The sequence below is a fragment of the Neorhizobium sp. JUb45 genome (assembly GCF_004343585.1).
In the GTDB taxonomy this organism is placed as follows: domain Bacteria; phylum Pseudomonadota; class Alphaproteobacteria; order Rhizobiales; family Rhizobiaceae; genus Neorhizobium.
On record NZ_SLYW01000007.1, the window covers coordinates 46321 to 58553 of the forward strand.

Annotated in this window: 8 protein-coding genes and 1 pseudogene; 5 read left to right on the forward strand and 4 right to left on the reverse strand. The window is 55.3% G+C overall.

What is annotated here, in order from left to right; all coding sequences use genetic code 11:
* Nucleotides 1–128 precede the first annotated feature (128 nt).
* Both EDF70_RS22525 and EDF70_RS30730 read left to right on the forward strand, forming a co-directional pair.
* Nucleotides 129–1520, forward strand: coding sequence for a hypothetical protein (locus tag EDF70_RS22525; protein WP_132278154.1), 1392 nt, complete (start codon nt 129–131; stop codon nt 1518–1520).
* A 389-nt stretch (nt 1521–1909) separates the two neighbouring features.
* Nucleotides 1910–2104: pseudogene (locus EDF70_RS30730) on the forward strand (hypothetical protein); the annotation flags it as partial.
* 274 nt (nt 2105–2378) lie between these two features.
* On the opposite strand, the gene EDF70_RS22535 reads toward EDF70_RS30730, so the two are convergent.
* From EDF70_RS22535 to EDF70_RS22545, 3 genes are all read right to left on the reverse strand, one after another.
* Entirely contained in the window at nt 2379–2648 is a 270-nt protein-coding gene (locus tag EDF70_RS22535; RefSeq protein WP_207908295.1) for a hypothetical protein, read from the reverse strand.
* A gap of 148 nt (nt 2649–2796) precedes the next feature.
* Nucleotides 2797–4140 carry a polysaccharide biosynthesis/export family protein gene (locus EDF70_RS22540; protein WP_132278158.1) on the reverse strand — a complete coding sequence of 448 codons (1344 nt, stop codon included), beginning with the start codon at nt 4138–4140 and terminating at the stop codon, nt 2797–2799.
* A 45-nt stretch (nt 4141–4185) separates the two neighbouring features.
* Nucleotides 4186–5274 (reverse strand): glycosyltransferase, encoded by a 1089-nt coding sequence (locus tag EDF70_RS22545; RefSeq protein WP_132278458.1) that lies wholly within the window; start codon nt 5272–5274, stop codon nt 4186–4188.
* A gap of 306 nt (nt 5275–5580) precedes the next feature.
* On the opposite strand from EDF70_RS22545, the gene EDF70_RS22550 reads away from it, so the two are divergent.
* The 3 genes from EDF70_RS22550 to EDF70_RS22560 all read left to right on the forward strand — a co-directional run bounded on the left by EDF70_RS22550 (nt 5581) and on the right by EDF70_RS22560 (nt 10128).
* A complete protein-coding gene (locus tag EDF70_RS22550) occupies nt 5581–6279 on the forward strand; it encodes a sugar transferase (RefSeq protein ID WP_132278160.1) in 699 nt (232 codons plus the stop codon).
* Between the two features lie 163 nt (nt 6280–6442).
* The gene (locus tag EDF70_RS22555; protein ID WP_132278162.1) at nt 6443–8482 is read left to right on the forward strand and encodes a glycosyltransferase; all 2040 of its coding nucleotides are present in this window, start codon (nt 6443–6445) and stop codon (nt 8480–8482) included.
* A complete protein-coding gene (locus EDF70_RS22560) occupies nt 8479–10128 on the forward strand; it encodes a Wzz/FepE/Etk N-terminal domain-containing protein (protein ID WP_132278164.1) in 1650 nt (549 codons plus the stop codon). Before EDF70_RS22555 ends, EDF70_RS22560 begins: the two co-directional genes overlap by 4 nt.
* Nucleotides 10129–10340: 212 nt before the next feature.
* On the opposite strand, the gene EDF70_RS22565 is transcribed toward EDF70_RS22560, so the two are convergent.
* A complete protein-coding gene (locus EDF70_RS22565; RefSeq protein WP_132278166.1) occupies nt 10341–11783 on the reverse strand; it encodes a lipopolysaccharide biosynthesis protein in 1443 nt (480 codons plus the stop codon).
* Nucleotides 11784–12233 lie beyond the last annotated feature (450 nt).

Genomic DNA, 12233 nt, shown 5'->3' on the forward strand with positions numbered 1-12233 from the left:
ATTTTCGGATTGTTGCGAGAGGGCTGATCTCAGATTGCGTAATCTTTTCACTTCTATCGACGCCGCACTACCACACGCCATAAACCGATGCAGGGCGATCGTGTGCAACCATTCGCCGAGTGGCATGCATGAGCCTTGAGCCCGTCGGGATTTTCACCCTGATCGTTGGGTTTGCCTGTATGATGGCGGGCTATCGGGCAACCTTCATCGCGTTTTCGATGATGACGGTTTTTGGAGGTGCGGCGGCGTTTCTGATCGGTTCGGCCGGCATCCAGCCTGGTCATCTGTTCGTTGCTTTCTTGGTGCTGACCACCGTTTCATATCGCGAGAAGCTGGCGGCGGTTTTTGATGCTATGGCATTTCCGAAAGCAGCATTCTGGCTTGCTTGTCTGATCGTATATGGGATCCTGGCCGGCTATTTCGCACCGAGACTGCTTGCGCGAACCATGGATATTATTCCTCTCGGTTCTACGGAATATCCCGAGACCCTGGGTGCGGTTCCTCTCGGGCCGGTGTCGAGCAATTTTACCCAGGCCGTCTATCTGATCGCCGATCTCGTGACTTTCGTCATGGTTGTTGCGCTTGGATCGACAGCTGCCGGTTTTCGCGCCGTCTGTGCGGGCGTCATGTGTTTCGTCGCGGCCAATATTTCATTCGGGATCATAGATCTGGTCAGCTATGGTACGCCGGTGCAGGAATTGCTGGTTTATATTCGTAATGCACCGTATGCGTTTCACGACGAAGACATCGTTGCCGGTGTGAAACGTGTCGTGGGCTCGTGGCCAGAGGCCTCCACATTTGCCGGCGTCAGCCTTGGTGCGATCGGTTTCACAGGAACAATGTGGATCTGCGAACGGCATAGCCGGATCAATTTCATTCTGTTTCTCATGTCCTCAATCCTTGTCGTGCGATCGACCTCATCAACCGGGCTGTTCGGATTGCCAGTTTGCCTGGTGCTTCTCTATTTGGCGTGCCTCCTGCGCTGCGGTGGCCCGTCCGGCACCAAGACAAGTGCAGGAATTGTGATATTTGCGCCGCTGGCCATAATAATCACCGGCATGGCGATCGTCATGAACGATACTCTGTTCAGGCAGATCTACGATTATTTCGATCTTCTGGTCTTCAGCAAAGGCACCACATCCTCGGGGATAGAGCGCGGTATGTGGAACCGCTACGGCATCGCCAACTTCATCGACTCTTTTGGTCTCGGTGTCGGTCTCGGTACCTCGCGTACCTCCAGTTTCGTGGTGGCGCTGCTGTCGAATGTCGGGATACCCGGCACGTTGTTTTTTCTTCTTTTCTTTTTTTCTGCGATCATTATGCCCCGCGGGCAGCAACGCAATTTTGAGGCGGACACCCGGTTGGCGGCGCGAGTAGGCTGCGTTTGTCTGCTTGTGGGTGCGGCGGTATCTGCCTCGACAGTTGATCTGGGCCTGCTGTTTTTTATAATGGCGGGATTGGCCAGTTCCGTTCCCGTCGATTCACGCAGGGCACTGCCGGTCAGGCCGTTGTATGCTTGAGTGTGCGTGATAACGCTGCTTGTCCGACCTGCCGAACTGCATGAAAAATAATCGCGAAGAACCTAGAGCGTGTCGCAGCTAATCTGCGCCATTCTGTTGGCTTAGACGGAGTCGGATATTCGTTCGGCCGGCGCGCGTCGTAGCCAAGGCATACGGCCAAGCCGGCCGAACGAATAGGCGGCCCGTATCAGCCAACCCCGAAGGGGCCGGGCATCTTTGCGCCAGGATCAGAGGCGATCGGCTCGAACGTACCTTCGGGTAGGCCCTTCGCCAATCGCCTCTGCCCTGACGAAAACCTGCTCCGGCAGAATGACGCAGATTAGCTGCGACACGCTCTAGAGCGGTTCATTGTTAAATGGAATCGGTTCTGTTGGCTCAAACGGAGTTGGATGGTCGCATGGCTGGCGCGTGTCGTAGCCACAGCATACGGCCAAGCCGGCCATGCGATCAGCCGGCCCGTTTCAGCCAACCCGTAAGGGCCGGACATCTTTCCGCCGGGATCAGCGGCGATCGGCTCGCACGTACCCGGTGGTATGCCCTTCGCCAATCGCCACTGCCCCGACGAAAACCTGCTCCGGCAGAACCGTTTCCATTTAACAATGAACCGCTCTAAGCCTGCAATTGGCTTCACGAGCGATTGCGCGCACCGATATCGGTGGCCGCCCTCACGGTTGACGTGCAAGTCCGGAGCTCAAGTTTGATGTTGAACATCTGGGGCCTGACGATGGGCAGAATTGCCTTGCCGGATATTTCCCGGTTTGCGGTGCTTGGACATCAGGCCACAAGCGCGATCGTCAAATCACCTCGGCATCACGCAGGATATCCATGTGATGATCACGGCGTCGGATGCAAAGCCGATCAGTCTTTCATGTATTTCTGAACTTGGTCCAGCTTGCCATCTGTTGATTTCGATGCTGCACGCCGAAACCGTAACGCGTGGCGGCAGAGATGACCGACCACAAATCCAGCACCCAGTGCCCACCATAAATACACGCCAGTCATGATAGCCGGCGCCAGAGGCAATCCTGCAAAAACAAGCGATGTCACATAGGCAGCCAAAACGACAACGGTCAGCAGCGCGAAGGCGACGATATGAATCCACAATCCAGAAAGTGCGCCGAGTGCCACGCAAATCAGCAAAGCCCAGCCCATAGTATGCAGTGCACCATCTCGTTGTCGTAAAAGCTGACAATACTATCGCATGTCGTCGCCTTTATATCAAGTTGTCTGCATATCGGCTCTATTTCTTGTTTGCAGCCCAGCTGAAAAGTTGCAGTCATTGAGTGCTCGTCATCGCCCTTGTGCCACTTTTCTGATCCTGCGGCTCGACTTTGATAACGTCGCCTGGCAACACCGGATCATCGTCTGCGACAACATAGGTCTTATTGGCACTGCCAGTGGCGCGGGTAATCGTTGTGGTCGTGCGGACTCGTCCATCCGCTGATGGCATCGATACGGCAACAGGAGCGCGCATTTCGATATTGAGCAACAGCGCGTGCGCAGTTCGGGTTTTTTCTTCGTTTGCGGCGAGACGATCGCGGATTTCAGTCGCCTCGGCCAGCGCCGCCGCCTTGTATTTCTCAACAATGGTCAAGGCATCCTGGTCAAGTTTCGCCAGATCCTGTTGTATCGTCAGGATGGCCAGCGATACGTCGAGATTGCGGCTTTCCAGATCGGCGACATTCTGATTTGCGCCGAGCTGTCGGGCGGAAACAGTCAGTCCCTGCGACACCAGCTTATTGACCGAATTGAGATCCTTGTTGGCGAGATCAATCTGTTTGTCGAGCGATGCTTCCTTGAGCTTGAGGGTTTCAATCTGGTTTTTGGCAAGTGCTTTTGATTGCTGGACGGCAGCAATCTCGGATTTTATCGATCTGGCACGGCTATCCAGCAGTTCCTGCTCCGCAATCACGATCTGAGACACGGTTTCCTGATCTTCCGTCGTGCTCAGTTCAGGAGGCATTGTTACCTTGTCGGAGCCGGAAAGTGCTGCTGTGACCCGCGCCCGCTTGGCAAGAATACTTAATCGTTCAACTTCAAGCTCACGAGCCGTTCCGTGGTTTACCAGCGCCTCACGCTGCAATTCCATGATCTTCGGATCCATCGTTCCCGTGCCGCCAGCCATGCTCAATGCCTGCATGACGGTAAGTCCTGGCAAGTAATTATACTTTCCCGGTGTCGCCACGGCGCCGGTTACGAAAAACGGACGATAACTCGACACTTCGATCGATGCGGTCGGACGCTTTTGCAGGCCGATCTGGTTCTGCAACTGTTCGCCGATAATGTCAGCGATCTGTTCCGGGGTTTTCCCCGCAACCGCTATCGTACCAACGATGGGAAGCGAAAGGGTGCCAGCCGCCGACACCGTGAACTCACCCGTCAATGGCACCCATTCGAACGCTACTCCGGCGCTTGGACGCCATTCGAACACCCTGATCTTCAGAACATCCTGCGGACCAAGCAGATAAGATGATGCAGCATGAAGCTGGCCGGAAACGAGCATCGCCACGCAGCAAAGCAGCCCGGCAACAGCTTGGCGCCATCTGCGGTGAGCATGCGCGTATCGCGCGTTGCCTTCTGCAACGGGAGCAGGACATGGAAAGCCAAACAGTTTCGTCACAATCGGTACTCCTGCTATCAACGTCAAAGCGCCACGTTGGCCCGCTCAAGCGACCTGTGCGGGAAAAGTGCGGCGCGCCGGTGGATGCCCGAGGGCAGACATTGTGAATGCCTCGAACTTGTCCATGAACACCCCGGTTGAAAATTCTCGGGCTCTCGACACGGCGGCAGCCGGATCAAACTCGATCTTTTCGAACCGCTCGAGGGCATCAAGCAACGGCTCAATCTCCTGCTCGAAGAAAAACAAGCCCGTCTTGTCGGCAACGACCGTTTCGGTGGCGCCACCGCGGCCGAACGCGATCACGGGACGACCGCTGGCCATGGCTTCGAGAGGGACAATCCCAAAATCCTCTTCTCCGGGAAAGATGAGAGCCCTGCAGCGAGCGTAGTGGTGCTTGAGAACCTCGAATGGCTGCGATCCAAGTATGCTGACCGTTGGGCCGGCGATCCGGCGCAGATGGTTAAGCATCTCGCCGCCTCCGATCACCACGAGCTTGCGCTTCGAGCGGTTGAACGCTTCGACAGCAAGCTCTGGCCTCTTGTAGGCAACCAGTTCTCCCACCATCAAATAATAATCGCCCAATTCTGCAGAAGAGACGGGCGCAAATGCCTCCGTATCGACGGGCGGATGGATGATGCTCGCCTCGCGCCGATAATAGCTATTGATGCGTTTTGCGACAGTATCGGAATTTGCGACGAACCGATCGACGCGGCTGGCGGTGCTGACGTCCCATGACCTAAGATAATGAGCCAGCGGTGGCATGAGAAGGCGGGTCAGGAAGCCGGATTTCGCGTGGTATTCGTGATACATGTTCCAGATATAGCGCATCGGCGAATGGCAATAGCAGATATGCACGGCCGGTGAGTTCGGAATTATACCTTTGGCCGGGCCGGATTCACTGCTGATGACGAGGTCGTAGCGGGAAAGGTCCAGCTGTTCCAGCGCCATAGGCATCAACGGCAGGTATTTCTTATAGAGGTTTTTTGAATAGGGCAGCCCGTTGATAAAGGTCGGGTAAATATTGTGCCGCCTAATAAGAGGCGATACAGCATTAATATCATAGACGTGTGTATATATGTCGGCTTGCGGGTAAATCCTGCAGAGAGCCTCCAGAACCTTTTCCCCGCCGCGCATGCCAACTAGCCAATAGTGAACGATTGCAACACGCACGCCTATACCTCATTGTTTACACGACGAAATTTATAAGAGATTTTCATTTTATACCGACCAATTGCAATAATTTCGCAACCGCTAACGAGGAATTGTCGCGGTCTATCTCTGGTCTTTTTTGGTATTGCGGTATTTTTGCACTGGCGTTGTAATTCATATACTGCACGCAACAAATATATTGTCAAACGCTTAACTGTTTGTTAGCAATTTCCTCGGAAGTGCAGTGCATCCATCTGATCACCCATCACATTTTTGGTTTGGAGTACGTCAATGACTGACGTTGAGGCGGACGCTGCCGATCGCAGCGCCAATCACCTTTTTGTGGGTGCGCGACCGAAGATTTCGTTGCCTTCCATCCTCTCGCGGGGAGGGAAGCGCGCAAGCGACCTTGTTATTGCATCTCTCGCGCTTGTCGTTCTTTTGCCCGTCATTGCGATGGTCATTTTGACATTGCTGGTGTTGCAAGGGCGTCCGATCTTTATCGCCCACCATCGTGTCGGCAGGTACGGCCGGATGTTCCCGTGTTTCAAATTTCGGACGATGGTGAATAATAATGATCAAGTACTGGCCAACTATCTCCTGACCAATCCAGCAGAGCGGATGGAATGGGAAGCGACGCGAAAGCTCAGAAATGACCCGCGAGTGACGCCATTCGGGGCGGTTATGCGCAAGAGCAGCCTCGATGAAGTCCCGCAGCTCGTGAATATCGTGCTTGGGCACATGAGCCTTGTCGGTCCCAGGCCGATAGTGCCGGCAGAAGCCGAGCATTACGGCCCGTATTTCGCGGATTACAAGAAGGTTCGCCCTGGGCTTACCGGCTTGTGGCAGATCAGCGGGCGAAGCGACACCGCCTATAACGAGCGTGTCCAACTGGATGTTGCGTATGTCGCCGGCCGCAGCCTCGCAGGAGACCTTGTTATCATGGCGAAAACGCTGCCCGCCGTACTCAAGGCACGCGGCAGCTACTGATCAAGATAGATCGTTTAGCTTTGAAATCAATGGCTTGCTGTGAGGTCATTCCGCGTCTTGAAGTTGGATCGTCACTTTTGCGCATCGGTCCAGATATTGGGAGTAATCGCATGAATGCCAGCTACACCGCCCAGTTCGGCAGGTTTCATCGGAGAGACATGCCATGAGCGTTTCACATCAATTCGCGGTAAACGGGCGCTATCTGACACAATCACCGACCGGGGTTCAGCGATATGCCCATAATGTTCTGACCGCGCTGGATGGCATGTTGGACGCTGAAAAGCCCGTTCCGCTATTGGTGCCGGAAGGTGTTGCCGATCCCGCCTTTCGGGCCATGGCCCCCAAGACATTGTCGAGCATCTTCAAAGGGCATGCATGGGAACAATTAAAGTTGCCGCAGCACGCCTCCGGTCTGCTGCTCAACCTTTGCAACACCGCGCCGGTCTTCAAGGCCGACCAGATCGTATGCATCCACGATGCCAACGTCTTTGCAGCACCGGATAGCTACAGTCGTTCCTTCCGAATGCTATACAAGAGCTTGCAGCCCTTAATTGTCCGAGGGTCGACAAGGGTCACAACCGTTTCGCACGCGTCTGCGCGGCAGATCGCGCGCTATCTCCCGATCGAAGCGCAGGACATCGTAGTCCTGCCCAATGGTCACGAACATGTCCTTGGCTGGAATGCAGAGGCGGCGGTTAGTGCCCCGGCGATCGTCTCCGCTATAGTGGCGCGCTCGCGCAAATACGTGTTTGCGTTGGGTTCAAGCGCGCGCCACAAGAATCTCACGCTCATGTTTGGCATAGCCCACGCGCTTGATGCGCTCGGCGTGGATCTTGTTATAGCCGGTGGCGATGCTGCTATCTTTTCTTCCGTCGACGTAGCGCGGCATCCGAACGTAATCATGGCCGGGCGCGTGTCCGACGATGATCTCGCCTTCTTTTTCAAACATGCCCTCTGCCTCGTCTTCCCGTCACTCAATGAGGGGTTCGGCTTGCCGATTGTCGAGGCCATGGCGCTCGGATGTCCGGTGGTGTCGGCGTCCTGTTCGAGCATGGTGGAGGTCTGCGGCAACGCTGCTCTGCTTGCTTGCCCGTTCGATGGGCGCCAATGGGTGGAGCATATCGCTGCCCTGGCGTCCTCTCCGTCGCTTGTCGACGACTTGCGCGAGCGTGGTCTCAGGCAAGTGACGAATTATTCATGGAATAGCTCGGCCGAAGGTTACCGCGAACTCATCGAACGACCGGGACCTCAGCCAGTCGGCAAAAAGAATGTGATGGTGCCCGAAATGCGGATAGCCGTTGCGATCGCGACCCGCGGCCGGCCGGATATCGTAAACCAGACCGTTACCCACCTGATCAATACGCAGACGGTGATCCCGCGCCAGATTATCGTCTCCTGCGTAGACATGAAGGATGCCGGGGACCTTACGAGCGATGAGCGCGTCACGGTGATTGCAGGTAGGGCAGGCTTGTGCGCGCAACGCAACAATGCAATCACGCATTTGGCGAAAGATATCGACCTGCTCGTTTTTTTCGATGACGATTTTGTTGCCGAGCCGAATTGGCTGGCAACCGCAGCAATGGTCTTTTCTGACGAAAGCGGCGTAGTCGGTTTTACCGGACGTGTTATCCAGGACGGCATTAAAGGCCCGGGAATTCCATTCAGCGACGCCGTTCAGGCGCTCCAGGATCCGCCGCGTCATGAAGGTGCGCGTTGGGAGATGGCGTTCAGTCCCTATGGTTGCAACATGGCCTTCCGGGTTTCTGCGATCGGCGACAGCCGGTTCGATGAAAGGCTCGTCCTGTACGGCTGGCTCGAAGACCGTGATTTTGGCGCCTCTCTAGCAAAAAAAGGTGGGCGTCTCGTTCGGTGTTCGGACACTTACGGCGTTCATATGGGCGTAAAATCGGGCCGAATGCCAGGAGACCGGCTTGGCTATTCGCAGATCGTCAATCCCATCTATATGCGTGGCAAGGGCACCATGACGACGATGCAGATGGTTGGCCAGATATGGCGTAACACATCGATCAACTTCGCGCGTTTTCTTGCGCCCGAGCCATTCATCGATCGCAGAGGGCGCGTCAAAGGCAATCTCCTCGCTGTTCTGGACGTTGTTCGCGGCCGGATCCAGCCGGAGCGGGCCTCCGCGTTAAGCCAGCAGGCCAGCAAGATAGATCCTCTTACCAAAGGTTTGGCACGATGACCCTCGAACGTGTTGGGATGGTCGAACGAGCAGCCCGGATATGGCCGATTGATCAAGAGCCGCCGAAAGATACTCATGCCGACGGTCCACTCGCGCTCATCAGAACCATTCTGACCGTAACCTGGCGTTACCGGATTCGTTTGCTCCTGAGCGCCGTTGTCGGGGCTATCCTATCATTTGCTTACGCCTATTCGCTGCCGCGCACCTACCATGCGTCGGCAACCATGCTGCTTGAGCCCCGTTATGTCTCGGGTGCCAATGGCGCCATGCCGCAAGGTCTTGATCTTAACAGCGCCGAAAGCGAGTTGCAGATCATTCTTTCCGAACGTCTGCTGTCATCGGTTTTTCAAAGCCTGCGACTGACCAACAATGCCGAACTGGCGCCACAGCCGCCCGGGCTGATCAAGAAGGCGACATCGAGTGTAGTCAACATGCTCGCCATCGCGACCGCGGATACCGGAACCATGCGGGATGCGAATGATCAACCGGCGCCCAGCACGGAGGAAAACCGCGACCGAGTGGCATTCGCCAATTTTGTCGAGCGTGTCAGCGCGCGTCGTGTTGGGCAATCTTATGTGGTTGATGTGGGGTACGCGTCGTCCGATCCGGCACTCCCCGCAAAGGTCGCCAATGCAATCGTGTCGGCGTATATTCTGCAGTCGGTGACAGCCAAGGAACAGTTGGCGCGTGCCGGCATAGACACGCTGCAGGGACGGCTGGATGCGCTCGCCGCACAGGTCGCCGCCGCCAGTGATGCGATGCAGGCGGGACGGTTGCCCGACAAGCCCACACCTGACGCTGATGCAAAAATCACCGGCGCGGCTCTTTATCCGCTCAGCCCCTCGAGCCCGCGCATAAGTTTGATCACGGCTTTTGGCGGGGTCGTCGGTCTCTCCCTCGGTGCAATGATTTTGGCACTGGGCGTTGCATTCGATCGTAAGTTGCGAGAGCCAAAAGATCTCGCAAACGAAAGCCACCTGTCGTTTCTTGGCGCAGTGCCGATCAAAAGAAACGAAAAGTCGTTATTGAGAAGACTGTTTCGTCGTGGATCGCACCAAGCCTATTCTGCGAGCGTACGTGATCTCAGAACGTCGATTGATCTGCTGGCCCCGTCAAAAAGAGAAGGACGGCATGCAGTCATTGCGCTGGTGGGGTGCGCGAAGCCTATGGGGGCGGCGACACTCGGCCAGGACCTGGCACGTGTCATGGGCGATAGCGGCCGTACGGTGACAATATTCACGACAAACCGAGCACAGCAGCTGGATGGTGCGCAATCCACGTCGTCGTTGGCAGACGTGCTTGGCTCGTCATCGCCCGTATCCCCGTTGGTGCCACAGTACGGTGATAACGTCGCCACGCTGGCAATCCACTCGCGTGATGCGCGCATTAATTCGGCGATTGATTTCTGCAGTCCGAAGGCTCGGGAAACAATCGACGTTGCCAGGCTCAATGGGGATGTGATCCTCGACGTCATGTCGATGGATATCTCGATGGATGCTATCGCGCTCGCAAGATATGCCGATATCGTGATCATCGTGACGCAGTTTGCCCGTACCAGCAGGGATGATGTCATTGCTGCGGAAAGCCGCCTCAAAAAGGCGGGCCTGCAGATCATGGGGTACGTGATAACCCGTAGCAAAGCTTGAGGCACTTACTTTCAAGTCCGTTGCAAGCAATCATGCTCACGGCAGGCTGGTGATTGTCGCCGTTTGAAGGGTGAGGGGCGCGCGGGCCGCGCGAACGGAAGCTCAATGAGGCTTTTGTGCCCAGCCCTTGAACGTAACACGGCAACACCGATCTCATGAACAATAGATGAAAGACAGTTTGCCGCCGGTCTTCATGAACTCAACGCCAGTGTTCAACCTATATCGGCGATCTCAAAGCGCCCGCCTGTAAGCCGAAGTCGCACGCGCAACATCAGTAGCAGGGAACAATAAGTCGCTGCACCGATCGAGGCGATTAGTCCCATTTGCAGAATGTCAGGAAATTGCAATTCACTTATGTAAAGCCGCGCGAATGACACGACGATGGCCATCAACGGGCCTGCGACTGCGATTTTCCAGAGATTTAGCAACTGCCGCATTATGCTTATGCTGAGAAGTCTTCGAACTTCATCGAGATATACCACGAACATCAATAGGGACAGCAAAAGCCGCGCATACAATACGCCCTCGATGGAAGCCAGATAGAAACCGATCGCGATGCTCGTGACCCGTAAAACCAATTCGACAATGCTGATACGAAAGACCACGGAGGGGCGATCTGTTGCAAGGCTGACGGCATTGATGGTCTGATAATATGGAGCAGGCATGACTGATATTGCGAGCAAGGCCAGATATGGAGCCGCACCAAGCCACTTTGTTCCCAGTAGCAACTGTGTCAGCAGATCGGAAGTCAACGCGATGCCGATGCTGGCGGGGACGGAGATCAGCATCACCAGTCTAACCGCCTTGAGAAAAGCGGCGGCAAGCCGGACGCGGTCGGTGCTCATCTGGGAAAAGGCAGACATCATCGGCTGATAGGCCGGTGCGATCAAACTCTGCGACGGAATGAGGGATATGTCGCTTGCAACCGTGTAGCGGCCAAGCACCGCCTTGTCCCCGGCATAGGTGCCGATCAACAAGCGATCATATTGCCAAGCCAGGGCAGAAATGACCTGAGCAGACGTGAACCAGCCCATGAAGCCAGCAAAATCTTTGATGCGGGAGAACGAAAAGACCGGTCGATAGCGCGCGAAAACATAGGACATGATCGTGGCGGCCACCGCGGCGCCAATATAATTGGTCACGATTGCCCAATAGCCTCCACCGTTGAAGACCACGAGCATCGCGCAGCCGAGACCGCATATCTTGCTGATGACTTCCAGGAGGAATGTCGGGCGGAAATCGATCATCCGTGCAAGATGCACCATCGCCGGACTGTAGAGGCCTTTGACGGCAGGCCCGATCGCCAGCACGCAGACGACGGGAACTAACGCGGGGTCATTGTTCAGCCACGCATACGGCCACGCGCAGGCCAGCGCCGCGCCGGTAATTGCAAAGCTTCTTAAAACGGCAAGCGTGAAGCCGGTATCAAGATGCTGCTTGTTGATCTCGTCCAGACGGATCAGGGCCTGCGTTACCGGTACGTCGAGGATGGTGTCGAGGAGCATGACCAGCGCCATCGCCAACGCAGTCAAGCCAAAATCGGCAGGGGAAAGCAGTCGTGCCAAGATCAGAAGATTGAGAAAATCGATTGCGCGCCCGAAAAGACGCGAGAAAATCAGCCAGCCAGTCCCTTTCAGCATTGCAAGTGCAAGCATGCACGGTCCCATCTCTTGAGCTTGCAACAATCGCTGCTTCCGACTGTCGGGACCGTTTCCGGTACGTCGGACGCCCGTTACTGAATCTTGGATGATGCAGGGTCCGGACATCGTCGATGATCAGCATGTCGACTGCGATAGAATGATCAGTATTGGTAATCCCGGCTGTAAAAGGAATAACTGTTCACATGGGCGCTGTCTCTGCCGGCTCTTATAAGAGCAGACAACACTAATTTTCTCCAATCGGCAAGACTGGTTCTATCCGATGCGTTTGGACGTGCGGCATTATTCGGAGTCTGTAATAAAAAATAAGTTCAGATATCGACACCGACAATAAAATAATTGAAACTGAAATTCAGAGAGAGTTTATATGCAAAAATAACTTCTCTATATTGAAAGCCGAATTTGACTTGGAAAGGTCAGATTATATCATCGTGTGCAGGGATTTCC

Coding starts and splice junctions, on each gene's coding strand:
- EDF70_RS22525 (WP_132278154.1), top strand. CDS start 129: ATGAGCCTTGAGCCCGTCGGGATTTTCACCCTGATCGTTGGGTTTGCC.
- EDF70_RS22545 (WP_132278458.1), bottom strand. CDS start 5,274: ATGCGCGGCGGGGAAAAGGTTCTGGAGGCTCTCTGCAGGATTTACCCG.
- EDF70_RS22550 (WP_132278160.1), top strand. CDS start 5,581: ATGACTGACGTTGAGGCGGACGCTGCCGATCGCAGCGCCAATCACCTT.
- EDF70_RS22555 (WP_132278162.1), top strand. CDS start 6,443: ATGAGCGTTTCACATCAATTCGCGGTAAACGGGCGCTATCTGACACAA.
- EDF70_RS22560 (WP_132278164.1), top strand. CDS start 8,479: ATGACCCTCGAACGTGTTGGGATGGTCGAACGAGCAGCCCGGATATGG.
- EDF70_RS22565 (WP_132278166.1), bottom strand. CDS start 11,783: ATGCTTGCACTTGCAATGCTGAAAGGGACTGGCTGGCTGATTTTCTCG.